Source organism: Shewanella sp. QJM3NY_23, assembly GCF_056173105.1.
The window spans coordinates 967,276-992,120 of the sequence record NZ_CM149657.1 but is presented as its reverse complement, the minus strand read 5'-3'; the positions used below and the strand labels follow the sequence as shown (position 1 = coordinate 992,120).

Below are 24,845 nucleotides of genomic sequence, written 5' to 3'. Positions count from 1 at the left end.
TCTGTCCCAACGCAGCTTTTGCTGCTAGAATTGCGCACCATATTACACGAGTTAGGTTGAAGAACGCCAAGTATGCTCTGATTAATTTATCTTTAAGATAAAGATCCGATCATGGTCATTGACAAAGTGACTAAAAAAAGGCATATTCCTCGACCTTTAAAAATATCTAACCCTTTTAGGAGTTGCACCTTGGCTAATAGCAAGTCTGCAAAGAAGCGCGCGCTTCAATCTGAAAAACGTCGTCAGCATAATGCTAGCCGTCGTTCAATGTTACGTTCATACGTTAAGAAAGTTATCGCAGCTATCAACGCTGGCGATCACAAAGCGGCGACTGAAGCATTTAATGTTGCACAACCAATTGTTGACCGTATGGCGACTAAAGGCCTTATTCACAAGAATAAAGCTGCTCGTCAAAAGTCTCGCTTGAACACCAGAATCAAAGCACTAGCTGCTTAATTCTGTTGGCGACATAAAAAAACCGGCTTAAGCCGGTTTTTTTGTATCTAAAATAAGTCAAACACTTTTTATTGCCTCATTAAAGGCAATAAAAAAACTGACAACGCTTTCGCTATGCCAGTTTTGCCTGCAATGCTAACCATTTAAGGTTAATGACAGTAGATAGTATTGAGCAGCTTAATGATCTCAGACACTTCTTCACTCTTTAGCGAGTAAAATACGGTTTGAGCTTCTTTACGCGTTTCAACTAAATTATCCTTACGAAGCCACGCTAAGTGCTGTGACAACGCCGATTGACTTAGGCCTAACTTTTTATTCATCTCACCTACACACATCTCACCTTCACTCAGAAGGTAACATAAGATAAATAACCTACGTTCGTTGGCCAATGCCTTGAGCAATACAACAGCATTGTCAGCTCGTTGTTGCATCAATTCTATATTCATTACGAGCAATCTCTCCTAAAACAAACCCCGGCACTAATATAGCGTTGACTTAAAGATATAGTCGGGACATAAAGCACACTTTTTAGTAGATTGTTTTCAAAAATGGGACATACGTAATAAAAACAAAGGAAACTCATGAAACGCTCTGCCCTTACTCTACTCTCCGGTGCTCTTTTTGCTGGAATAATTGGTTGCCAACAAACACCCGCACAAGATGATCATCAAGAGGTGAGCCAGCAACTGCAACAACAAGCATTAAACTCAACATTAGCCTTTGATATTGTCGAATCATTAACCGTTGAAGTGGGCCCTCGCTTACCCGGCAGTAAACAAGATTTACTTGCGGTCAAATGGGCCGAAGACAAACTCAATTCATTAGGGTTTGATAAGGTCTATAAAGAACCGGTAAAAGTCCCCGTATGGCAACGTGGTGAGGCTAGCGCTCGCGTGGTATCTCCCTATCCCCAACCTATCGTGATAACCGCCCTTGGTGGCAGTGTGGCGACTCCAGCGGCTGGGATAAGCGCTCCGATTGTTCAATTTGCAGATCTTGCCGCACTCCAACAAGCCGACAGGCAGCAAGTCGAAGGCAAAATTGTATTTATCGATCATCGCACCCCTCGTTTTAAAACTGGCAAAGGCTACGGTCAAACCGTTGGCGGCCGCTCTAAAGGCGCTGTCGCTGCCGCCCAAAAAGGCGCCGTAGCCATAGTGATTCGCTCTATTGGCACCGATCATGACCGCATGGCGCACACTGGAATGATGCGTTATCAAGAAGGGGTAACGAAAATCCCAGCGGCCGCCATGTCGGCGCCAGATGCAGATTTATTAGGATTGATGTTAAAACGCGATCCCAATGTCGTGCTGCAATTGCACATGTCACCGACAAATTTAGGTTATGCCACCTCCTACAATGTGATTGCTGAAGTCACTGGCGGCAGCAAGCGCGATGAGATTGTACTGATTGGTGCCCATTTAGATTCATGGGATGAAGGAACAGGTGCTATCGATGATGGCGCAGGTGTGGCGATTGTCACCACTGCTGGCCATTTAATTTCACAGCTACCGACCAAGCCTGCGCGTACGGTTAGAGTCGTACTGTATGCAGCAGAAGAGATTGGCTTAATCGGTGGCAAAACCTATGCAAAAGAACATCAACAAGAGTTAGCTAAACACTATATCGCTGCTGAGTCTGACTTTGGTGCTGGACGCATCTATCAAATTGATTTTAACGTGGCTGCCGATGCGTTTAACCCATTACAACAACTGACCCAATCTATGCAAGCCAATGATGTCGCTCCTGGCAATAATAGCGCCTCAGGGGGACCAGATGTTTCTATGCTGCCTAGCTATGGCGTCCCAGTTGCTTCATTACGCCAAGATGGCAGCGACTATTTCGATTATCATCACACGCCTAATGATACCCTAGATAAAATCGATCCTAAGGCGTTAGCGCAAAATGTGGCAGCCTATGCTCAATTTGCCTATTTGATGGCGCAATCAGACATCCCCTTAAGACCTCTGACTAAGTCACAATAAGGCAAGGGCAGCACCACAGACAAAAAATCCAATATCATCGCTGATATTGGATTTCTTTACCGTTAAAGACAGCTTAACCGATCACTTAACTTTTAATCGCTCAACATTAGCCTGTTGCCTGCCTTTTATGCACTCCATTACTGCGCTTCACGCAAAAAGACCGGCTCATGCAATGTCGATTCGGCTTCACTATAGTAGTAACCTGCACTATCGAATTTAATCAACCCTTGATAATCTTTAACATCATTATCTAACAGATAACGCGCCATCATACCGCGGGCTTTTTTGGCATAAAAACTAATGACTTTATACTGACCATTTTTATGGTCTTTAAAAATAGGGGTGATCAGTTGCCCATTTAACTGTTTAGGTTTTACCGATTTAAAGTATTCATTAGACGCTAAATTGACAATCAGTTCATCACCCTGCTCTGCGATCGCCTTATTGACCTGCTCGGTAATAATATCGCCCCAAAATTGATACAAATTACTGCCACGAGAATTAGCTAAGCGGGTGCCCATTTCGAGACGATAAGGCTGCATTAAATCTAATGGACGCAGCAAGCCATACAAACCAGACAGTATTCTTAAACGTGCCTGGGCTCGCTGCAAACTCGTCTCAGATAAACTATCAGCATCTAAGCCGGTATAGACATCACCGCGAAACGCGAACAGCGCTTGTTTGGCATTATCAAGATTAAAATCAGGAGTCCAAGAGGCAAAGCGCGCCGCATTGAGTCCAGCAATTTTGTCGCTGACCTTCATCAGGGAAGCAATATCAGCAGGGGTTAATTGTCGACAAGTCTCAATCAACATCTCACTGTGTTGCAGCAAGGCAGGCAGGGTATATTCCTGGGTTTTAGCGGGATTGTCATAATCCAATGTTTTGGCTGGCGACACTAAAATCAGCATTAGATGTCCTTTGAAAGGTGAGGATTCAATAGCTCCTATGATACTGATGCCGCCATAAAAAAACCACGCTTAAACGGCGTGGTTTTTTAGATAGTGTTGATTCAATTATTAAATCGAACCCATTGAATGCAGTTACACTTCAGGTACAGCACTCGATTTCTTTTCATCACTGCTGAGCATTGTGGCACTCGGCTTACCTTTCCAAATACCTTCGTCTAAGCCATTGATCTCAGGAAAGTCTGATGCATGAAATGTGGGGGTTTCTCCAGCTTTGATCTGACGTTCATAGTCTTTAATCACCGCAAATGCCACCTTAGATAGCATTACAATCGCCGCAATGTTGACTAACGCCATCATTCCCATAGAAAGATCGGCAAAGTTCCACACCAACTGTAATGACGCCACTGAGCCCGCCATCACCATAGCAAGTACTAATGCACGAAACGCATAGAGCACTTTTTTACTTTTAGTTAAGAACATCACATTGCTTTCAGCGTAACTGTAGTTGGCAATAATCGATGAGAAGCAAAATAAGATGATGGCAAATGCAACAAAATACGCCGCCCAGTTGCCAACTTCATTCGTTAACGCCAGCTGCAGCAAGCCAATGCCTTTTTGATCGCCAGGGTTATCTAGCACACCAGATAACAAGATAATCGCCGCAGAAGCGCTACAGATAACTATGGTGTCAACAAATACGCCAATCATCTGTACAAAACCTTGAGAGGCAGGATGATTAGGGTTAGGACTTGCAGAGGCTGCAATGTTAGCCGCACTCCCCATACCGGCTTCATTCGAAAACAGGCCACGAGCAATACCTGCCATCATGGCGCCCATTGCACCACCAGCGGCTTCTTCCCATCCAAAGGCGCTTTTAACGATGAACTCTAGTGCCGCTGGCACTTGCTCGATATTCATCACTAATACCACTAATGCAATGGCCAAATAAGCCACCGCCATCACAGGCACGATAAGCTCAGAGGCTTTAGCAACCTTCTTAAGTCCACCCGTAATGATGTAGGCTGCGGCAAGCACAATGATCAGACCAACAAGGGTTTTGTCATATCCAAAGGCATTGTTTAACGCATCTGTCATGGTGTTGGCTTGCGCTGCATTAAATGCAAAGCCAAAGGCGATGATCAGTAACACTGAGAACACAGTTCCCATCCATCGCTTACCTAAACCTCGCTCCATATAATAAGCAGGCCCACCACGGTATTGACCATCGCTGTCTTTGACCTTGTAGACTTGCGCTAAGGTAGATTCAATAAATGCGGTGGCCATCCCTAACAATGCAATAAGCCACATCCAAAAAATAGCACCCGCACCGCCAACCGTAATGGCGACGGCAACACCTGCCATATTACCGGTGCCAACTCGCGCCGCCATCGAGGTGCAAAACACCTGAAATGACGAAATGCCGTTAATTTTCTCGCGACCTTGTATAACCAGTTTAGCGCCATGGCCAAACATGCGAAATTGAATGAAACCTAAACGCAAAGTAAACAATACCCCAGCAGCCACCAGCACGTATATCAATACACTGCCCCATAGCACACCGTTTATCGCATTTATCGTCGTTTCAACTAAATTTAATAAAGATTCAAACATAGTACTTGATAATCCCCAGAACGAATTCAGACGGCCAACAGGCTCGCTTTCAGCGTCAGTGTATTTAATTTCCTTCCCAATTTGATCGAACAATCTCGGTAGGATTTTCTTTTCGAATTGTCCTTTCATGATGCCTAAACATCATGCCTACCGGATTCAACGCGCCAAAATAGCATAACCTCAAAAAACCACCATGTGATCCAGATCACAATTACCCATCTATGCGACACGCCGATCACGCAATATCACAAAAATAAATCACACTGATAACCTAGGCAACAATAGGGCTACACCAAAACAATTAACATACTCACTAAATTATAACTTTTTAAAAATAAGATATCGGACACGTTTTTGTAATAAAATTACAAATATAGTGACCCACATAAGATTTGATTAACTTTTAATGCTTACCATCAATGGGGTTCTTTATGTCACAACAAGAGATCAGTGCACTTAAGAAATTTGTTAGAGCAACCAACTTTCTTGCCACATCGCAAATTTACTTAAAGCAAAACGTACTTCACAAACGTCCTTTAGAGCATAGCGATATTAAACCTAGACTGCTTGGGCACTGGGGCACATGTCCTGGTATTAACTTCGTTTATGCTAACGTTAATCGCCTCATTGCTAAGCATAACCGCTCTTTCGTCTATTTAGTCGGCCCAGGTCATGGATTCCCGGCAGTACAAGCGAACCTTTTCATGGAAGGTTCGCTTAGCCATTACTACCCAGAAACCATTCCATACAATGAGACGGGTATTGAAGATATCTGTAAGAAATTTTCAGCAGCGTATGGTTACCCATCACACGCTAACCCTGAAGCACCAGGACAAATTCTAGAAGGCGGTGAACTAGGTTACTCTCTTTCTGTTGCATGGGGCGCGGTACTTGATAATCCAGATCTAATTGCAGCTTGCCTCATTGGTGATGGTGAGTCTGAAACGGGTCCATTAGCTGCTTCTTGGTATGCTAACCGCTTAGTTTCACCAAAAAATAACGGTGCTGTTTTACCGATTGTGCATATTAATGGCTACAAAATCTCAGGTCCTACACGTATGGGACGTATGAGTCATGAAGAGCTAGATCTTGAATTTAGAGGGTTAGGCTACCACCCCATTATCGTTGATGATCAGCTTGAAGAAGACGTATACGCTCAAATGATTGCGGCAATGGATACGTCTTATGCAATGATCAACGATATTCAAACGCGTGCCCGCTCAGGCGAAGATGTGGTTAAGCCACGCTGGCCAGTTATCCTTATGCGTACCGCAAAAGGCTGGACAGGTACTGCTGAATTTGGCGGTAAGAAATTGGAAGGTAACTGTGAGTCACACCAAGTTATCGTTAACAAGTGCGCCACAGACAAAGGTCACCTTGATGCATTAGAAGCTTGGTTAGCCAGCTATAAATTTGACGAGCTATACAGCATCAATGAAAAGGGTGAACTAATTTTTGATGAAGAGATCCAATCTTTACTTCCTCCAAAAGAACTCACTTGCGGACGTCAAAAGTTAAGTTATGGTGGTGAAGTGGTTCGCGCATTAGCCCAACCTGATCTAGAAAAACTCGCCTATGGCGCAGAAACCCCTCGTGGTCAACGTGGTCTATCCATGTATAAAATGGGGGAATGGATGCGTGATGCGATGAAACTCAACCGAGATCAACGTAACTTACGTATTTTCTGCCCAGACGAAACTTATTCAAATCAACTTCAGGCCGTATTTGAAGAAACCGATCGTGCTTGGCAGTGGCCGATTGAGAGCTGGGATCAAGATATGTCTCGCGATGGTCGCGTCATTGAGCTGCTGTCTGAAAACCTCCTGTTTGGTATGCTTCACGGCTACACTGTAACGGGTCGTCACGCCATGTTCCCCACATATGAGGCATTCTCGCAAGTGGTATCGTCTATGGCAGACCAATACTGTAAATACGTATACGCTAGCCAAGGTGTACATTTCCGTAAGCCTGTGCCTGCATGTAACGTGGTATTGTCTTCTCTGCTTGAACGTCAAGATCATAACGGTTACTCACATCAAAACCCCTCATTCTTAGGGGCGATGTTAGAGAAACATCCTAAGATCATCTCAGCGTATCTTCCTGCTGATGGTAACAGCACGCTAGTCTATACCGAGCGCGCATATCAAGATCGTGACAAGCTCAACATCTTAGTGGCAGGTAAGAAAGAATTACCACAATGGCTAACGCTTGCTGAAGCTCGCCAACAAGCTAAAGATGGTGTAATGGTTTGGGACTTTGCCTCTGATGAAAATCCAGATGTTGTCCTTGTTGGTTGTGGTGACTATGTCACACAAGAAGCAATGGCTTCACTCGTGCTCATTAGAGAGCTACTACCAAAAGTGCGTATCCGTTTTGTCAGCGTAACTGAGTTGACTAGCAGTGGTCTAGGTAGCCTAGAGTTCCAAAGCAAGCCATGGTTGATGGATGAAGTGTTCACTGCCGATAAAGGTGTGGTATTTAATTATCACGGCTATCCAAATACCATTAAAAAGTTGGTCTTTGATTACAAAGGCAGCCGCAGATTCCGCATCAAAGGCTACGAAGAGGAAGGTTCGACTACGACTCCATTCGATATGGGAGTACGTAACGGTACTTCTCGCTACCACCTTGTTATCGATATGGCATACAAGCTATTCCAACAAGGCGTTATCGACGAAACTCAGCACGTAGGTATCACAACCGATATGCTACAACGCTTAGTCGACCACCGGAATTACATCAAGGCGAATGGCGTTGACCCAAGCAATATCGAAAACTGGGTCTGGACTCGTTAAGCCAATATTCACCGTCTAAAAGACCAAAGGTGCTCATATGAGCACCTTTTTTTATTACACTAAAACAACTAAAAACCAAAAAACCTGCAACAAAAATAGCAAAATCTGAATTATCGACAGATAATATTAGGGCTAGCGATAAAAGCAAAGGATCCCCCATTAAGTGCTAGCGTGTCTTTCGTGCAATATAGACACTCTCGGGGCTAGATAAATAATCAAAGGATATTGAAATGATGAATAATACATTAAAAGCAATTCTGCTGACCTCAATGCTTCCATTTGCAGCCCATGCAGCACAAGAACTTACCCCATGGTATGTCGGTGGTGGATTAGGTGTAAATAACTACGAACCTAACTGCGATCAAAAAACCATGAAAACCTGTGGCGAAGATGACCCTTATGCTTGGGACGTTTTTGGTGGTTATCTATTCAACGACTATTTCGGCGTTGAACTAGGTTACCGCGATCTTGGCCGCGCCGAGTGGGTTGATTATGCAAACAAGCTCAATGATGCTGGCGCTAAAGGCATGACCTTAGGTTTAGTTGGTTTTTGGCCATTCGCGGATCGTTGGAGCCTTTCTGCTGAAGCAGGTGCTATGAACTACGTGCTCTCAAACAACAAACAGTGGGGTAGCGAATACTACAGCGACAACGGTATTGCCCCCTATGTTGGTGCAGGTATCGGCTATAACTTTACTGAAAACTTCAAACTGCAAGCTAAATACCGTCGCTATGAAAATCTCGATGAAGATAAATGGAACACCCTAGAGATGGAAAGCAACTACTGGGGTCTTGAACTAAGTTATCGCTTCGGCCATACCGTGCCCGATCCAGTTGTAGTTGCAGCTCCAGTTGACTCTGATAATGATGGTGTCACCGACGATATGGATCAATGCCCCAATACTCCTACAACCCATAAAGTCGACGCCAATGGTTGTACTATCTACAAAGAAGTAACGGAGCAACGTGATCTTGGCTCTATTCTATTCGCCAACAACTCTGCAGCAGTTAAGCAAGAATCATATGAGCGTATAGAGAAACTTGCGACATACATGAAGGAGAACCCCTCTTCAACCGTACTTATCTCTGGTCACGCCTCGAATGTAGGTGATCCCGATTACAACATGGATCTTTCAAAGCGCCGTGCAATGGCGGTTGCTGATATTCTGGTAAACACATATGGTGTCAGTCGAGATCGCGTATCTGCAAAAGGTTATGGTATTACCCAACCAATCATTGAAGGTCGCTCTGCTGAAGCAAACAAAGCAAACCGCCGTATCGAGGCACATGTGACTGGTGTGCGTACCGAACCTGTAATGCGGTAATTAGTTGCTAGTCACATCCATTAAGGATAAAAATCGCTGCTTAGGCAGCGATTTTATTTATTGCCACACTTAACAACGTATACTAATTAGCAATAAGATAAACTAAATAGCTAGACAATATGCCGCCGCTAGGGCACCTGCACGATATTTAGCAACTTTTCTGTAATTTTTTTTCAATCATGGTTGGAAATATCGGCAAAATCGCGTCTAATAGCGGTTAGTAAACAACAAAACTTAAGCTGCTTCTTAAGAAGGATGTAATTTTCATGGCTAATACACTAGAGCAATTCAAATCGATCACCACTATCGTTGCCGACACTGGCGATATCGAGGCGATCAAGCGTTATCAACCACAAGATGCCACGACTAACCCGTCACTTATCCTCAAAGCAGCACAAATCCCTGAATATCAACACCTAATAGATGATGCGATTGTCTGGGCTAAGGCTCAGAGCGACGATCTTGAACAACAAATAGCCGACGCGGGCGACAAACTGGCTGTCAATATTGGTGTAGAAGTCCTAAAAATTGTTCCTGGTCGCATCTCGACCGAAGTTGACGCTAGATTATCGTTTGATAAAGCGGGTTCTATCGATAAAGCACACAAGCTGATCAAGCTTTATGAAGCTGCTGGAATTGATAAATCACGTATTTTGATAAAGCTCGCCTCGACTTGGGAAGGCATTTGCGCAGCAAAAGAGCTTGAACAACAAGGGATCAACTGTAACCTAACGTTACTGTTTTGCTTTGCACAAGCACGGGCCTGTGCCGAAGCTGGTGTTTATCTTATTTCGCCATTTGTAGGGCGTATTCTCGATTGGTACAAAAAAGACACAGGTAAAGACTACGCGGCGAGCGAGGATCCTGGCGTCGTATCAGTAACCAAGATCTACAACTACTATAAGCGTCATGGGTTTAAAACCGTGGTGATGGGCGCCAGCTTCCGTAACACCGGCGAAATAATGGAGTTAGCTGGTTGCGATCGCTTAACCATTGGTCCAGCCCTCCTTGAAGAGATGGCTAATAGTCATACCCCTGTAGTACAAAAGTTAACCCCAACAACGGATATCGTTGCACCGGGCACTCCGATGTCAGAAGCCGAATTTCGCTGGGAGTTTAACCAAGATCCTATGGCTGTAGAAAAGCTGGCCGAAGGCATACGTAACTTTGCCGTAGATCAAGGCAAACTTGAACAGATGTTAAAAACGCAACTGCAAGCATAAAAGGCGGAGCATCTCATGACAGAGTTAACTCAACGCGACACTTGGGCTGCCATCGCAGCCCATACGGCACTGCTGCCTCATATGCGTACGCTGTTTGATAGCGATCCTCTGCGATTTGATAAAATGTCATTATCTTGCTGTGGCTTACGGCTTGATTACTCTAAAAATAGAGCCAATGAGAAAACGCTTTCACTATTATTCTCACTGGCTAATGAGAGCAATTTAACGGCCAAAATCAAAGCCATGTTCAGCGGAGAGATCATCAATAATACCGAGCAACGCGCTGTATTGCATACAGCGCTGCGCGCCCATGCAGATCAACAAGTATTGGTCGATGGCCGTAATATTATTGATGAGGTAAAACAAACACAGGCTAAAATGGCCCAATTTGTCGATGCTGTAACCTCGGGAAAATGGCGCGGTTATACCGGTAAAACAATTACCGATATCGTTGCCATCGGTATTGGAGGCTCATTTTTAGGCCCAAAAATAGTGACTCAGGCACTTCGTCCTTATTGGAATAAGTCACTTAATTGCCACTTTGTCGCCAACGTAGATGCCACCTCTTTATGTGAAAAATTACGCTTGGTTGATCCAGAAACAACACTATTTGTGATGTCATCAAAGTCATTTGGCACGCAAGAGACGCTCACCAATACCTTAAGTGCTAAACAGTGGTTTCTCGACCATGGCGCCACTCAGGCCGATGTTGCAAAACATTTTGTTGCAGTTACCTCTAACGTAACTAAAGCCACAGAATTTGGCATGGACGCTGATAATATTTTCCCTATGTGGGATTGGGTTGGCGGACGTTACTCTCTATGGTCAGCGATTGGTTTGCCTATTGCGCTATTGATCGGCATGGATAACTTTTACGCCCTACTTGAGGGTGCTAAAGAGATGGATGAACATTTCTTAACCGCACCATTAGAGCAAAACATGCCAGTTATCATGGGGTTGTTGTCACTGCTGTATAATAACTTCCATAATGCTCAGTCTCATGTGGTGCTCACTTATGACCATTACTTACGCGGACTACCAGCCTATTTTCAACAACTAGACATGGAAAGTAACGGTAAAACTGTGACATTAGGTGGCACTGAAGTTGACTACAATACAGGCCCGGTTATCTGGGGAGGAGAAGGAACCAATGGCCAACACGCCTATCACCAACTCATTCACCAAGGAACGGCACTGATCCCGGCAGATTTTATTTTGCCGCTACAAAGTCATAATCCATTGGGTGAGCATCATGTACAGCTTGCATCAAACTGTTTTGGTCAAACTCAAGCCATGATGCAAGGTAGAACCTATGATGAAGCCTTAGCCGAATTAAGTGCTAGCGGATTAAGCCATGATGAAAAAATATTGATCGCTAAACATAAAGTGATGCAAGGCAATAAGCCAAGTAACACCATTTTAATGAATAAACTCACGCCAACCACTCTAGGTGCCTTAATCGCACTATATGAGCACAGAACCTTTGTGCAAGGCGCGCTATGGGACATTAACTCCTTCGACCAATGGGGTGTTGAACTGGGTAAAACCCTTGGTAATGATATTTTGAGTCGACTACAAGCAGAGCATGATACGAATGAGCTCGACAGTTCAAGTAATGCATTAATCAATCTATTTCGTTCAAAACACCAATGAACAAGATATAAAAGCTAAGAACAACAATGTTAAAGCCAGTTTCGACTGGCTTTTGTATTTTCTAGCTTAACGCAACTTGTCTAATGCCCCCTCCTGTACCGCCTAAAAATCATAAAATATCCATTTGATATTAACAAAAATGAAACATTTAGCTTGCACCATAAAATGGAAATGTGATATTTAATTGATGAGAAAAAATACAACAACAGGAGGTTGCCATGAATCGTTTAGATTATGGTAGTGCGCTAGATGATACCGTCATTGAAAGACCCAGCAGTCGTTCGCGGAGCTCCAATAAAAAGCGAAAATGGCGTGAAATTGAGGCTATCAAAGAGAAACATCGTTTGCTTAAAGAACTCCAAGATATTGACAGTAGTTTCGATTACGATTTTGATAACCTTCTGATGTAAAGCCTGTTCAATACAGTAAATAAAAATAGCGCCCAGAGCGCTATTTTTATTTACTGTATTGCGGCATGGAAAGTCAATCATCAACCTTAGCAAGATAGTCACGTAACTCTTCAAACAAAACATTATCGTCATCATTAAACAGTGGATCAGAAATCAATCGCTCTTGGCACTGAGCCGCAACACTAACCCAGTCTTCATCGGTCATTCTTGCTTGCCATTGCGGAAATAAATGCTGCTCTTCATAAATCATATGTTCAGTCTGAAGTTCGACATACTCTTTCAATGCTTCACTCATCAGCTCTAATTGAACCGGAATATCACTTAAAATAAGGTTTAATGTTGCCATCAATGTCGACGAACTCTCTACCAGTCTCTCATGTTCATCAGCTAAACGTTTTTCATTTACTTCAGTAGCATATTTTTTCGTATAAAAGTCATCAATGAGATCCTCCAAAGGGTGGTGACTATGCTCGGTATAACTTTGCATATATTCAACGATATCCCGGATCAAATTAAAGTTAACCGTCTTGGCATTTTCTAGCCTATGCTGCTTTTTCTGCAATAATGTTAACAGTATCGCAATATGCTTATGGTCGTTATGAAGCCTTGCTAACATCGTCACCTCCATACTTATGAAACGCCTCTATTCACTATAGTAAATAACCTGAACTCGGGATAAGAAATTGAACTAATAGCCCTCTTTGTGATCAGATCTCTCGACCAAGATTAATCAATCACGCAGAGGGCATATGAATAATTTAGTGGATGTATTTTGTGATGTCGATGATTTTTGTAATGCTTTTATTCCTCAATGGGAACAACAGTGCCTAACCGATGGAACTCGCAAGCGTAAGCGCGCAGGCAGAATGACGATGAGTGAAATTATGACAATTATCATCGCCTTCCATATGTCTAATCATCGTGACTTCAAGAATTTTTACACAGGATATCTGGCTCGTTTCTACAAATCTGATTTTCCAAACTTACTCAGCTACACTCGATTTCTTGAAGTCATGCCGAGTGCAGTCATTCCAATGTGCAGTTATTTTTCCTCTTTAAAAAGCGAACCGACAGGCATCGAGTTCGTTGACTCAACGAGCATTAAGGTTTGTCATAATTTACGAATTCCAAGGCATAAAACGCTAGCAGGTCTCGCCAGCCGAGGAAAAGGCACGATGGGCTGGTTCTATGGTTTTAAACTTCATCTTATTGTGAACCATCGAGGTGGCATCGTTGCAGCCAAAATAACACCTGCGAATGTTCATGACACGAAACCCGTAAAAGATATGGTCGTTGAATCAATGGATAAACTCTATGCTGATAAGGGGTATATCGGCAAAGCGTTAGCAGGCGACCTATTAGAACGTGGGGTAACTATCGTTAATAACGTGCGTAAAAATATGAAAGCAAAGGCTTTATCATTATGGGATAGAGCCATGCTTTCTAGACGATTTATTATCGAAACAATCAATGACCAGCTAAAAAACATCTCACAAATAGAGCATACACGGCACCGCAGCGTACATGGTTTCATGCTTAATGTGATAGGTGGTTTAGTGGCTTATCAACTCAAAGAGAATAAGCCACAACTCAATATTACATCAGCAGAATTCAACGTGATTTCAGTGTTACGTTAAACCGATCTGAGGTTAAATAGTTTGCTTTTAACTCACACTAATATGTAACTCAACGCTATGATGTGACTCAGATCAACTAAAACCAATTTAAAATAATCACTTACGGTATATTGCTAATAATTTGGTTGATATTAGGCCTAATGCAAACAGCACATTGAATCCCCCACGAGCTTCACCAAGCACGTCAATATTGATTAAAGTGACGCCACCACCGTAGCAGATATACGCTCAATTCAATACCGAGCTCAACGCCACAACAGCCCCCAGCCACTAGCTCTAGTTCGTCATATTTAAGGCTAAGTCACCCAATCGACCAACGAATCAATAAAGCGGCCATTAAGTAGAACATTGTGATTGAGACACGGCTATAAACACGATAGAGTCGGTGCTAATAGTGCTAACAGATTCTCACAAACTAGATGGCTACGAGATGACGATTACGTTATGTACAGCCGAGTAATACGGCTTACATATAAAGAGTGGTTTATCAAAAATTTTCAACAGGGTAGGAAATAAATGCAAGATGAACATTGGGTTGGTGCCCACGTTAGTGCAGCGGGCGGCATCGCCAATGCGCCACTCAATGCCAAGAAGATTGGCGCCAATGCATTTGCGTTATTCACTAAAAATCAGCGGCGTTGGCAATCAGCACCTTTATGCCCTAAGCAAATAGCAGCCTTTAAGCAACACTGTTACGATGCCCAAATCAATGTCGATGCTATCTTACCTCACGACAGCTACTTGATAAATCTCGGTCATCCAGATCAGGTTCAGCTCGAACGTTCACGCGACGCCTTTGTCGATGAATTACAACGTTGCCAGCAGATGGGACTCACCTTGTTAAATTTTCACCCTGGTAGTCATCTAAAGCAGATCAGTATTGATCAATGTCTCACCCGCATTAGCGAGTCAATAAACTTAGCTTTAGACTGCACCCAAGGTGTCACTGCTGTAATAGAAAATACCGCAGGCCAAGGTTCAAATTTAGGTCACAGCTTCGAACAATTAGCGCAAATTATTGACAAAGTTGAAGATAAATCACGGGTTGGTATCTGTATCGACACTTGCCACATGTTTGCCGCAGGATACGACTTGACCAGCAGAGAAGCCTGCGAGACAAGCTTCACCACGTTCGACAAGATTGTCGGTTATCAATACCTCAAGGCCATGCATCTTAATGACAGTAAAACCCCTCTAAATAGCCGCGTTGATCGCCATCATTCTCTTGGCGCGGGGCACATAGGCCATGAGGCATTTAGCTTTATTATGCAACTGCCGGCCACAAAGCGTATTCCGTTAATTTTAGAAACCATAGAGCCAGCCAATTGGCCTGATGAGATTAACTGGCTGCGCCGTCAAGCCAAGCTTAGCGCTTAAATTAAGCCGTAAAGATGACAACTTTCCCAGCATAAAATAACAAAAGGACGAATGCAGTAGCAATCGTCCTTTTTATTGGGTAAAGCTTCCCCGTATTTACCCACCAGCTCATAACAAATGAGCTAAAGCCTTAACGTGCTCAACGTGACAGCGTTGCAAAAAGGTGGGCTTTGAGGGCGGTGAAATCCGCAGGCAGATTGACCGACAATATCGGCTTATCTTTTACTGTCTCTAATGCTGGCGGCAAACCGACCTCAATAGACAAGCACGCCTCGACTACCTCTTTAAATTTGGCCGGATGCGCAGTGCCAAGGAAAACCCCCTGCTCACTAGGCTTCATGGTCATCGATAGGGCCTGCGCCGCAATCGCGGCATGGGGCTCAGAAAGATAACCACCTTGATACAATTGCGACAATGCTGCCTCAGTATCGGCCTCTGATAATGCCACGCCGCTAATATCACTTAAACTCCAGCCCATCGCCTCAACAATCGCCTCGACCCTAGGCCAATTACTTGGCTCAGACACATCCATAGCATTAGACATGGTGGCGACTGTGGCCTTAGGCGCCCAATCTCCTAAGGTCAAATAACGCGGGACGGTATCATTGCTGTTGGTGGCGGCCACAAAGCGTTTCACAGGTAATCCCATCGCTTTGGCAAATAGCCCTGCGGTGAGATTGCCAAAATTACCGCTCGGTACGGCAATCACAGGATCGCTGTTATGGGCGCGTTTAAACTGGGCAACGGCTTCGAAGTAATAACAAATTTGCGCCAGTAAGCGGCTAATATTAATCGAGTTGGCCGAATTAAGATGTAATCCGTCGCGAATATCACTGTCTTCAAATGCAGCTTTGACTAAATCCTGACAAGCATCAAAATCTGACGCTACAGCAACGGTGTGAATGTTATCCCCTAGGGTGGTAAACATTTTCTCTTGCAGCAGACTTATCTTACCTTTGGGGTACAGCACCACCACTTCAATGTTATCCAAGCCGTAGAAGGCATCAGCAACGGCTGCGCCTGTATCACCGGACGTGGCCGTTAATATGGTGATTTTGTCTTCGGTGGCTAAACTATTGAGGCACTGAGCCATAAAGCGTGCACCGAAGTCTTTAAAGGCTAATGTTGGACCATGAAATAGCTCTAAACAGTAGCGATTGTCATCGGCTTTCACTAAAGGAAGCTCAAAATTAAACGCATTTTCGACCAGTTTATCGACCATCTCCTGACCGAGTTCTTGTGCTAGCCAAGCCCCTAAGATCTGTTTAGAACGCTCGACAAACGGCATGGCTAACAGCTCATCCATATTGTCTAAGACAGGGATTAATGTCGGAAAGAACAGCCCTCGATCACGGCCGAGACCCAGCTTAACCGCCTGAGTAAAAGTAACTTTCTGCGACGGGTGTTTTAAGTTATATAGTTCCATCTGTAGTGCGCCTTAATCTGATAATAATATTCAATCGACCCGACGAGTACCTTGGGTATCAATCTGACAGATATGAGAAAATCCCACACCTTGTTTTACATAGTGGCTATCAAGCCATGCTTGCGCCGCCTGCGCGGTAGCAAGGTCGTCAGTAACCGAAAATAGGGTTGGACCGCTGCCAGAAATGCCTGTGGTTAACATGCCTAGCTCAGCAAGTGCCGCTCGGGCTTGTTCATAACCTGGAATTTCGCTGGCACGATAAGGCTCGGCTAACACATCTTTTAATACCGCAATGGCAAGGGTTGCATCTTGCTTATAACTGGCGTGGACAAACGCACTAAGATAACGGCCAAAATCGATAGCCACAGATTTGTCATACACTTCTGGCAATAACGCCCGCATTTTAGCGGTCGATAAGGAGATCCCTGGGTATGCTACCACCCAATACCACTGTTTAAATACGGGTAACCCTTCACATACCGAATGCGGCACATCCAGCATCAATTGCATGCCACCTAGATAACATGGCGCGACATTATCATAATGCACCGAGCCGCTAATTTTGCCCTCAAACTCCCCCATCAAACGCAGCAAGGCTTGCTCATCAAAAGGGCGATCGAAATATTCATTTAAGGCATATAGAGCCGCTACCACTGATGATGCACTGGAGCCTAGACCACTGCCCACGGGAAGATTCTTCTCCAGCGTCATAGCGATGCCCGCCTGACTATCTAATTGCGCTAAAAAAAACTCAGCACATTGATAGACAATATTGTCGGCCGCATCGGCAGGCAATTTGTCGGCCCAATGGCCCGCCAGCGATAGCGATATTCCCGTTAAAGCTGGTTCAATACTGACGCAATCGCCAAGCAATGTGCCATCGATGGGCGCTAACGCCGCACCGAGTAAATCAAAGCCCACCCCCACATTGCCCATCGACGCAGGTGCATAAACCGTTAAACTCATGCGCCCATCTCCCTAGTCCAGTTAAGTGTTCTGAGAAGATCCGCAAAGGCCCCTGCAGCAGTCACATCGGTGCCAGCACCATAGCCGCGCAGCACAAACGGGATTGGCTGATAGTAACGGCTGTAAAAGGCCAGCGCATTTTCGCCCCCTTTCACACTATAGAGTGGATCGTTTGCATCGACTTCCGCTATCTTAACTCGGCAACCTTGCTCATCAATTTGCCCAACATAGCGCAGGACTTTACCTTGCGCCTTAGCCTCTTTTACTCGCTCTGCTATTTCACTGTCGAGAGACGCTAAATGGTGCATAAAGGCCGAAACATCGCCTGAAGCATCAAAATGCGCGGGCAATACTGATTCAACCACAATATCACTTAACTCAATTTCCATTCCCACTTCGCGAGCTAAGATCAACACCTTGCGAGCTACGTCCATGCCGCTCAAATCATCTCTCGGATCGGGCTCAGTAAAGCACTTGTCACGAGCAATTTTGGTGGCCTCAGATAGGGTCATACCTTCATCAAGCATGCCAAAAATAAAGGATAACGAGCCCGATAATATGCCATTGAATTTTTGCAATTTATCGCCAGCAAATAACAGTTTTTTAAGGTTATCAATCACAGGTAAGCCGGCACCTACTGTTGTTTCATACAAAAATTGACGACGCTGTTTTAAAGCTGTTTGCCTTAACGCGCGGTAGTAATCTAAGTCTCGTGTGTTGGCTTTCTTATTAGGCGTAACCACATGTAAGCCGGCATTCATGACATCTAGGTAACGATCGGCAACCAACTCACTAGAGGTACAATCAACCAATACAGGATTAAGTAATTGCTGCTCAGTCGCCCATGCTAGCATCTGATTTAAATCATAATCTTGTTGGCTGTCACTTAAGCGCCCTTGCCAATGATTAAGATCAACACCTTGAGCATCGAGCAACATCTGGCGAGAATTAGCAATACCACAGACTCTGACGGTAATATGCTGCGCTTTAAGCATCTCTGATTGTTGTTTTATCTGCTCAAGTAACCCAGCCCCAACATTGCCACAACCGACTAAAAATACATCCAGATAATGCTGCACATCAAAGAAGCGCTGATGACAGGCGGCGATAGCATGTTTAGTCTTACGCAGCTCAATCACCGCCGAAATAGAGCGCTCAGATGAACCTTGAGCAATTGCCACAATATTAACGTTCGCCTGTGCTAACGCCTGAAAAAACTTACCAGCAACGCCTTTATGAGTGCGCATACCATCACCAATTAACGACACTATCGCCAAGTGATGACGCATCTCTATCTCTTCAAGAATGTCACTTTTCAGTTCAAGCTCAAATTCTTGCTCTAACGCCATACGCACTTTGTCCGCATCTTGTGTCGCAACACAGAAGCTAATGCTGTATTCAGATGAGCTCTGGGTGATCAATGAGACCGAAACGCCCGAACGAGAGATAGCCCCTAAGGTGCGACTAGCCATGCCAACCATGCCCTTCATGCCTGGGCCTGCGATGTCAAACATGGTCTGTTCATCGAGGTTAGAGATAGCCTTAACATTAAGGCCTGTCTTATCGACTTGGTTAGACACCAATGTCCCTGGTGCATCTGGATTAAAGCTATTACGGATATAACAAGGGATATGATATTGGGCAATAGGAGAGATGGTTTTAGGATGCAGTACTTTGGCACCAAAGTAAGACAGCTCCATTGCTTCTTGATAGCTCAATTGAGTTAATAGTTTAGCGTCGGCCACCACGCGAGGATCAGTGTTGTACACCCCGTCTACGTCGGTCCATATTTCACAGCAACTAGCATCGATACAGGCAGATAATACCGCCGCCGAATAGTCTGAACCATTGCGCCCAAGGGTAACTATGCGTCCATGCTTATCACCAGCGGTAAAGCCAGGCATGACCCACACTCGATGAGCATCAAGCGAAATCGCGGCAAATCGTTGTTTACTGGCATTAATATCGACTAAAGATTCAAGCACTTCACCTGTCGCTAAAAATAAGTGTTGTGGCACAAGTTGACTAGCCGATATTTCTCGAGCCAACATTAACTGTTCCATTAAGGCCGCAGATAATTTTTCGCCACCCACGATGATTTCAGCGCGAACATAATCGGGACATTCGCCAAGTAGCATGATCCCTTGCAGTTTGTCATGCCAAAGCGACAATTGCTTGTCCAATACTCGCTGAAGATCACTAGACTGCTGCGAGGAGAGTTTCTCTTGACCCGCCTGCTGATATAGCTGGTCAAAAACCAGCTTAACCTTATTCAGTACAAGTAGAAAATCACCACCGCTAACCGCCAAATCGACCATTTCAAGCAGCCCATTGGTTACGGTTGCTGGGGCTGAAAGCACAACGGCAATACCTTCTTGCTCTGCACTGCTAGCGACAATGTCTGCCACGCCATTAAAACGCTGCCAATTAGCCAGCGAGGTACCACCAAACTTCATCACTTTCATATCATCTCCTTGTACCGCGCTACCCCAGAAACAAAAAAGCCCGCTCCTTGGAGGGAGCGGGCTTATTCAATACTTATATCTTACGTATGTTCAGCCGGCCCCCACGATGGTTGTCGTGGTGGTTGTAATAATGGTGGTTACTACGAAATTTAGGCTAAACATTATAATTATCTGTTCACAATTAATTGTGTATTAAGTGGTAACTAGAATTGCTTTTTTTGTATGCAGCTGTCAACCCCCTACAGGCAACTTTCTCAAAAATAGCTAATTCACATCACTTTGATGATGAACATATAAAGTAGATCAATTCAAACATCAACAATTGCGAACATTCGCCATTTAGGACGGTATAAATCTAAGCTGCACAAACAGATAGCCTAGATTAATTCCTTTATTAACAGGCGATAACAGTAAAAATAGTATTCCAGAAAAAGTTAACAATGCAAAATAGACCTTTGTGTAGCGTTTAAGACTAAAGTCGACATAACATCATAACTCTCCCCATTTACTGCAATTAAGATGAATGCATAATTTGTTGGAAATAGTGAAAAAAAATTCAAGTAGAACCTACCGCATCATCACAACTTCCTATGGCACTCGTCATCCAAGCCAACAACCCGACTCACAATTTATAAATTTTTCATTCAAGAAGCGGCACTAGATCATCGCCAAGTATTAAAAAGCAAGTTAAAATGCCGCCACATTCTGAATTGGAGGCGATATGATAATCACCCAACACAAAGCTGTTAGCATCCATTACCGCTTAACAAACCAACAAGGTGAGTTAATTGAAAGTTCATTTGAAGGTGAACCAATGCTTTACCTTCATGGCGCCGAGAATATGATCCCAGGTTTAGAAGCGGCATTAGAAGGCAAAACGGTTGGTGATAAGCTCGATGTTACCGTTGAAGCTGAACAAGCTTACGGCCCTTATCATGATGGCCTACGCCAAGACGTACCGCTGTCAGCCTTTGGTGACATTGAAGATATCGTACCGGGTATGCGCTTCATTGCCGAAACTGAAATGGGTCAACGCCCAGTACAAGTGACAGAAGTAAAAGATGATGTTGTCGTTGTTGATGGCAACCACCCATTAGCCGGTCAATCACTTAACTTTACCGTTGAGGTGCTTGCTGTTCGCGACGCGACCGAGGAAGAGATTGCCCATGGCCACATTCATGCTGGCGGCAGTTGTGGTGGTGGTCATGAACATAGCCACGAAGGCGGTTGTTGTGGTGGTGAAAGCCACAGCCATGAGGGTGGATGCTGCAATGATGACAGCGATAAAGAAGCCAAAGAAGGCTGTGATGGCAATGGTGGATGTGGTTGTCGCCACTAAACACTTATCATCAGATGATGATTTAATACTCAAGTTGTAATTGATCCGACGATATAAGACTCGAGTTGTAATATTGAAAGCTGGCAGCCTTTTTTAGGATTTTGCCAGCTTTTTTATTTTAGACTTTCACTTACTTTAACTGCTTAATCAACCTCTTCACATCGATAGTCACCAATAGTTAAGCTAATCGCCATTACTTTAGGCTATTACATCGCTTATATTTTATATCCAGCAGTCGCATTATCGAAAGCGTCTCAGTCCAGATAATCCTGACTCAAGGCTTCTCAAGCACCACTTATATACTGCCTAATAATAGCAACCTTATCTTTACAATAAGGCTGCACTTACTTATTAGCAATTTATAAATAATGAGCATAGTGGCAGAACATCATAGAAGTTTTTATGACAATATTAAGGCTCGAACCGTATCGCGTTGCGCCTCGCTCATATGTTTAAGATAATTAGAGCAACGAGTAATGGTCGCAATACTTATCTCAAACTCAGCTGCCATCTGCCGTTGACTCATTTCCCCCAGTAACAGGGCTTGAAACACTTTTAAACGGCCGGCAACGGCACTTCGTTCCTCTTCAGTGAGTAATAATTCAAATAATGCGTTCAATTCACCAGGCTTTTGATGAGTCATTACTTTATCTAACACTAGATCCCAATTGGCGCGCACAGCAACCTCTGTTGTAATCGTTGACCATTACGAAAGTGTAGCAACAAAGCGGTACTAAAGGCTATAAAAGTCAGTCTAAAACATGATAATCACCGTGATATTTAGGCTTTCATCTATGAAACACATTTGGCAACAAACTTTGAAGTAACTTTAATAAAAAATGATTGGTATCTGACAGTTAATTGCGCTTAGAATAATTGCACCAAGTCACATAAACATCAAAAATCGTGAGAGCCATCCAATGAAAAAACAGATTAAGTTAGGCCTATTCGCACTTGCTGGCAGCGCCATGCTAGCTTCAGTAGCACACGCTAACAACTTTAAAGAAGTCGAGGATGCAATCGAATATCGCCAATCAGCATTTGGTCTAATCGCATACAACTTTGGTGATATGGGCGCTATGTTGAAGGGTGAAAAACCGTTTGACGCTGAAGTATTCGCTATGCGCGCGCAAAATGTTGCCGCCTTAAGTCAACTACCAGCAGAAGGTTTTGTGGCAGGTTCAGATAAAGGCAATACAGAAGCATTGGCTAAAATATGGAGCGACAAGGCTGATTTTGACAGCAAAATGAGTGAGTTTCAGGATAATGCAGCTAAGCTTGCCGTTGCTGCACAAGGTGATGATAAAAACGCATTTAAAGCAGCATTTATGGCTACTGGTAAGAGCTGTAAAGGTTGCCACGACGTCTACAAAAAAGACTAATCGCCAGTAACAGAGCTTGCCTAACTACTATGCCAACTAGCCAAGATGTAAGTTAATGCACTGATATTTAATAATAAAAATTAAATAATCACTTATTCACTTACATGGATACTGTTATTAAAACGAATACTAAAAAGGTTAGCGGTATCTGCCGCTAACCTTTTTTATATGGCTATTTTATCTAACAACTACAACATTACAGTTAACGGCAAAATCAAGTAATTGACCGCCAAGCCCATCAATAGACCTACCAAGATTAATGCAATAATATTAGAGCGAAATCTCAACTCAGCAACCATATCTTGAGTGACATATTTATAACCTGTGATCATTGCGCCCACCAACTTATCACCTTTAAAACTATGCACAATAACCGCTAACACATGCATAGCCGCCAGTGCTAATAGCAGATTAAAGTTCATCTTATGTAACCAGGTTAACGTGCTGCCAAGTTCACTAGTAACGTAACGATAAAGCGGCCCTTCGGTAAACACTTCATCGGTAGCAAACAGACCACTGCTTAACTGCACTAGCAGTATCACCATCATAGTTACTACCATATAGCCACCTAATGGATTATGCCCAAGCGTAGCTTTAGTCGGTTGCTTTAAATAACGGATAACTTGATGAGGTGGCTTCACGAAATGGCTAAAGCGCGCGGTATCACTACCGATGAAGCCCCATAGTAGGCGAAATATAATTAATACCATTAATGAGTAAGCAAATATCTGATGCCATTGCATTTCTCCCGCATCGGCGCTCCACCACAATGCACCGAGTAGCCCAATCATGCCCCAATGAAAGACTCGCGTGGGTAGATCCCACACCTTTAATTTGATTTTATTATCGACACTCGACAATTTGGAAGACATCTCATTTCCTTTACAACAGAAGATGCGTGAGATGATATTTGAAGCGACTCATAGAGGCAATAGAAATGAATTTCTGAAGTTATCTAATCAAATATGACGTCTTAAAATAAGAAATACAAGCTATTCCTAATGTTTATTTAGCCAATTTGTCGATGACATCAAATAAAGCGTTGAACATAAAAATACCGCCACCAAACACGATCTAGATCACATTATTAGTGCGCCAAATTGGTAATCTGAACTCAAGGAAGCAAAGACAAGGTTGGATATATGATAAAGATTACTAGCAAAGATTTCGACGTAACTGCCCCTATCCGTGAACGTATCGAAAGTCGATTGGAGAAACTCAGCAGACACGATATCCAATTAATTAATCCGCATGTCATCATAGAACAAGAGAAGCAAGGATTTAAGATAGAAGCATCGGTCGGTATTCCCAGTAATCAATTATTTGCCCAAGCAACAGATAAAGATCTTTATGCCGCAATCAATGCCATGGGACAAAAGCTTGAAAAGCAACTCAACCGTTTAAACCACAAACCCGAAGGAGCACGTCGCGCAGTACCTGTCATCGATAATGATGTTGTTGGTGATGACTTAGAAGATGAATATGAAGAGACATTTGATAAGGAGTATATCGCGTAGAGGAGTTATTGTTGAGACTGTAGACAATAATTTTAGCCTCAATAAACACCGAGGAATATCGCTAGCAAACTAGCTACATTGTCTACAGTTGCTATATTGTATTTTCGATAAATGCTTAATAATTAAAATGAACATGCCTTTCGTGTTATATCGATTGGGTCTTGGCAGCTAATAACCGCCTCAACGAGTTATCAACTTACTGGAGGAATCTAGCTAACAAACTAGCGATGTTGCCACCCCTTGTTATACTTGAAGGTAGAGCGGTATTGAGAAACAGTAATACAAGGTAAACCTGAAATAGATATAGGAGAACGCCGACACTTGAATTCGATTTTGCAACACAATAAAAAACGACGACTATCCTAGC

The 24,845-nt window shown here is 43.6% G+C and carries 21 protein-coding genes; 12 read left to right on the top strand and 9 right to left on the bottom strand.

The genetic code is table 11. The features are described 5' to 3' along the window. Positions 1-189: 189 nt before the first annotated feature. Positions 190-456, top strand: a complete 267-nt coding sequence (gene rpsT / locus AC0VXX_RS04535; protein WP_110456555.1) for a 30S ribosomal protein S20 — start codon at positions 190-192, stop codon at positions 454-456. A gap of 149 nt (positions 457-605) precedes the next feature. Here rpsT and AC0VXX_RS04530 read toward each other — a convergent pair whose 3' ends face one another. Continuing rightward, positions 606-902 carry an ArsR/SmtB family transcription factor gene (locus AC0VXX_RS04530; RefSeq protein WP_475516106.1) on the bottom strand — a complete coding sequence of 99 codons (297 nt, stop codon included), beginning with the start codon at positions 900-902 and terminating at the stop codon, positions 606-608. 135 nt (positions 903-1,037) lie between these two features. Between AC0VXX_RS04530 and AC0VXX_RS04525 the strand changes: the two genes are divergently transcribed. Beyond that, complete coding sequence (locus tag AC0VXX_RS04525) at positions 1,038-2,441, top strand: M28 family peptidase (RefSeq protein ID WP_475516105.1); 1,404 nt, start codon at positions 1,038-1,040, stop codon at positions 2,439-2,441. 137 nt (positions 2,442-2,578) lie between these two features. On the opposite strand, the gene yaaA is transcribed toward AC0VXX_RS04525, so the two are convergent. Further along, positions 2,579-3,352, bottom strand: coding sequence for a peroxide stress protein YaaA (gene yaaA, locus AC0VXX_RS04520; RefSeq protein WP_475516104.1), 774 nt, complete (start codon positions 3,350-3,352; stop codon positions 2,579-2,581). A 132-nt stretch (positions 3,353-3,484) separates the two neighbouring features. Next, entirely contained in the window at positions 3,485-4,963 is a 1,479-nt protein-coding gene (locus AC0VXX_RS04515; protein WP_475516103.1) for an alanine/glycine:cation symporter family protein, read from the bottom strand. A 431-nt stretch (positions 4,964-5,394) separates the two neighbouring features. Here AC0VXX_RS04515 and AC0VXX_RS04510 point away from each other — a divergent pair, with 431 nt between their 5' ends. From AC0VXX_RS04510 to AC0VXX_RS04490, 5 genes are all read left to right on the top strand, one after another. Next, positions 5,395-7,758, top strand: a complete 2,364-nt coding sequence (locus tag AC0VXX_RS04510) for a phosphoketolase family protein (protein ID WP_475516102.1) — start codon at positions 5,395-5,397, stop codon at positions 7,756-7,758. 230 nt (positions 7,759-7,988) lie between these two features. Further along, entirely contained in the window at positions 7,989-9,083 is a 1,095-nt protein-coding gene (locus AC0VXX_RS04505) for an OmpA family protein (protein ID WP_475516101.1), read from the top strand. Positions 9,084-9,349: 266 nt separating this feature from the next. Continuing rightward, complete coding sequence (tal, locus tag AC0VXX_RS04500; protein WP_475516100.1) at positions 9,350-10,306, top strand: transaldolase; 957 nt, start codon at positions 9,350-9,352, stop codon at positions 10,304-10,306. Between the two features lie 15 nt (positions 10,307-10,321). Further along, positions 10,322-11,959, top strand: coding sequence for a glucose-6-phosphate isomerase (gene pgi / locus AC0VXX_RS04495; RefSeq protein ID WP_475516099.1), 1,638 nt, complete (start codon positions 10,322-10,324; stop codon positions 11,957-11,959). Between the two features lie 218 nt (positions 11,960-12,177). After that, positions 12,178-12,369: a DUF3545 family protein gene (locus AC0VXX_RS04490; protein ID WP_475516098.1), complete on the top strand. Its 192-nt coding sequence runs from the start codon at positions 12,178-12,180 to the stop codon at positions 12,367-12,369. A 73-nt stretch (positions 12,370-12,442) separates the two neighbouring features. Here the strand turns inward: AC0VXX_RS04490 and AC0VXX_RS04485 are convergent, their stop codons facing one another. Further along, positions 12,443-12,985 (bottom strand): hemerythrin domain-containing protein, encoded by a 543-nt coding sequence (locus tag AC0VXX_RS04485; RefSeq protein ID WP_475516097.1) that lies wholly within the window; start codon positions 12,983-12,985, stop codon positions 12,443-12,445. A 133-nt stretch (positions 12,986-13,118) separates the two neighbouring features. On the opposite strand from AC0VXX_RS04485, the gene AC0VXX_RS04480 reads away from it, so the two are divergent. Together AC0VXX_RS04480 and nfo are read left to right on the top strand one after the other, a co-directional pair. Further along, entirely contained in the window at positions 13,119-14,006 is an 888-nt protein-coding gene (locus AC0VXX_RS04480) for an IS982 family transposase (protein ID WP_475514308.1), read from the top strand. A 516-nt stretch (positions 14,007-14,522) separates the two neighbouring features. Continuing rightward, entirely contained in the window at positions 14,523-15,383 is an 861-nt protein-coding gene (gene nfo / locus AC0VXX_RS04475; protein ID WP_475516096.1) for a deoxyribonuclease IV, read from the top strand. Positions 15,384-15,522: 139 nt separating this feature from the next. Here nfo and thrC read toward each other — a convergent pair whose 3' ends face one another. Genes thrC through thrA form a run of 3 tightly spaced genes read right to left on the bottom strand, consistent with a single transcriptional unit; the run spans position 15,523 to position 20,240 of the window. Continuing rightward, the gene (gene thrC / locus AC0VXX_RS04470) at positions 15,523-16,809 is read right to left on the bottom strand and encodes a threonine synthase (RefSeq protein WP_475516095.1); all 1,287 of its coding nucleotides are present in this window, start codon (positions 16,807-16,809) and stop codon (positions 15,523-15,525) included. 30 nt (positions 16,810-16,839) lie between these two features. Further along, positions 16,840-17,775: a homoserine kinase gene (gene thrB / locus AC0VXX_RS04465; protein ID WP_475516094.1), complete on the bottom strand. Its 936-nt coding sequence runs from the start codon at positions 17,773-17,775 to the stop codon at positions 16,840-16,842. After that, entirely contained in the window at positions 17,772-20,240 is a 2,469-nt protein-coding gene (gene thrA, locus AC0VXX_RS04460) for a bifunctional aspartate kinase/homoserine dehydrogenase I (protein ID WP_475516093.1), read from the bottom strand. Before thrA ends, thrB begins: the two co-directional genes overlap by 4 nt. A 721-nt stretch (positions 20,241-20,961) precedes the next feature. On the opposite strand from thrA, the gene slyD reads away from it, so the two are divergent. Continuing rightward, positions 20,962-21,579: a peptidylprolyl isomerase gene (gene slyD, locus AC0VXX_RS04455; RefSeq protein ID WP_475516092.1), complete on the top strand. Its 618-nt coding sequence runs from the start codon at positions 20,962-20,964 to the stop codon at positions 21,577-21,579. Positions 21,580-21,979: 400 nt separating this feature from the next. On the opposite strand, the gene trpR is transcribed toward slyD, so the two are convergent. Then, on the bottom strand, positions 21,980-22,258 hold the full coding sequence (gene trpR / locus AC0VXX_RS04450; protein ID WP_475516091.1) for a trp operon repressor: 279 nt from the start codon (positions 22,256-22,258) through the stop codon (positions 21,980-21,982). Positions 22,259-22,499: 241 nt separating this feature from the next. On the opposite strand from trpR, the gene AC0VXX_RS04445 reads away from it, so the two are divergent. Then, positions 22,500-22,961, top strand: a complete 462-nt coding sequence (locus tag AC0VXX_RS04445; protein ID WP_475516090.1) for a c-type cytochrome — start codon at positions 22,500-22,502, stop codon at positions 22,959-22,961. A gap of 188 nt (positions 22,962-23,149) precedes the next feature. On the opposite strand, the gene AC0VXX_RS04440 is transcribed toward AC0VXX_RS04445, so the two are convergent. Next, positions 23,150-23,833, bottom strand: a complete 684-nt coding sequence (locus AC0VXX_RS04440; protein ID WP_475516089.1) for a cytochrome b/b6 domain-containing protein — start codon at positions 23,831-23,833, stop codon at positions 23,150-23,152. Positions 23,834-24,103: 270 nt separating this feature from the next. Here AC0VXX_RS04440 and hpf point away from each other — a divergent pair, with 270 nt between their 5' ends. After that, a complete protein-coding gene (gene hpf, locus AC0VXX_RS04435) occupies positions 24,104-24,478 on the top strand; it encodes a ribosome hibernation-promoting factor, HPF/YfiA family (protein WP_475516088.1) in 375 nt (124 codons plus the stop codon). Positions 24,479-24,845 lie beyond the last annotated feature (367 nt).

Excerpts from the sequence above, each read along its gene's own strand:
- thrA (WP_475516093.1), bottom strand. The coding sequence starts at position 20,240 with ATGAAAGTGATGAAGTTTGGTGGTACCTCGCTGGCTAATTGGCAGCGT.
- thrB (WP_475516094.1), bottom strand. The coding sequence starts at position 17,775 with ATGAGTTTAACGGTTTATGCACCTGCGTCGATGGGCAATGTGGGGGTG.
- AC0VXX_RS04490 (WP_475516098.1), top strand. The coding sequence starts at position 12,178 with ATGAATCGTTTAGATTATGGTAGTGCGCTAGATGATACCGTCATTGAA.
- AC0VXX_RS04525 (WP_475516105.1), top strand. The coding sequence starts at position 1,038 with ATGAAACGCTCTGCCCTTACTCTACTCTCCGGTGCTCTTTTTGCTGGA.
- AC0VXX_RS04515 (WP_475516103.1), bottom strand. The coding sequence starts at position 4,963 with ATGTTTGAATCTTTATTAAATTTAGTTGAAACGACGATAAATGCGATA.
- AC0VXX_RS04505 (WP_475516101.1), top strand. The coding sequence starts at position 7,989 with ATGATGAATAATACATTAAAAGCAATTCTGCTGACCTCAATGCTTCCA.
- nfo (WP_475516096.1), top strand. The coding sequence starts at position 14,523 with ATGCAAGATGAACATTGGGTTGGTGCCCACGTTAGTGCAGCGGGCGGC.
- yaaA (WP_475516104.1), bottom strand. The coding sequence starts at position 3,352 with ATGCTGATTTTAGTGTCGCCAGCCAAAACATTGGATTATGACAATCCC.
- tal (WP_475516100.1), top strand. The coding sequence starts at position 9,350 with ATGGCTAATACACTAGAGCAATTCAAATCGATCACCACTATCGTTGCC.
- AC0VXX_RS04530 (WP_475516106.1), bottom strand. The coding sequence starts at position 902 with ATGAATATAGAATTGATGCAACAACGAGCTGACAATGCTGTTGTATTG.
- slyD (WP_475516092.1), top strand. The coding sequence starts at position 20,962 with ATGATAATCACCCAACACAAAGCTGTTAGCATCCATTACCGCTTAACA.
- AC0VXX_RS04480 (WP_475514308.1), top strand. The coding sequence starts at position 13,119 with ATGAATAATTTAGTGGATGTATTTTGTGATGTCGATGATTTTTGTAAT.
- pgi (WP_475516099.1), top strand. The coding sequence starts at position 10,322 with ATGACAGAGTTAACTCAACGCGACACTTGGGCTGCCATCGCAGCCCAT.
- AC0VXX_RS04485 (WP_475516097.1), bottom strand. The coding sequence starts at position 12,985 with ATGTTAGCAAGGCTTCATAACGACCATAAGCATATTGCGATACTGTTA.
- AC0VXX_RS04445 (WP_475516090.1), top strand. The coding sequence starts at position 22,500 with ATGAAAAAACAGATTAAGTTAGGCCTATTCGCACTTGCTGGCAGCGCC.
- AC0VXX_RS04510 (WP_475516102.1), top strand. The coding sequence starts at position 5,395 with ATGTCACAACAAGAGATCAGTGCACTTAAGAAATTTGTTAGAGCAACC.
- thrC (WP_475516095.1), bottom strand. The coding sequence starts at position 16,809 with ATGGAACTATATAACTTAAAACACCCGTCGCAGAAAGTTACTTTTACT.
- AC0VXX_RS04440 (WP_475516089.1), bottom strand. The coding sequence starts at position 23,833 with ATGTCTTCCAAATTGTCGAGTGTCGATAATAAAATCAAATTAAAGGTG.
- hpf (WP_475516088.1), top strand. The coding sequence starts at position 24,104 with ATGATAAAGATTACTAGCAAAGATTTCGACGTAACTGCCCCTATCCGT.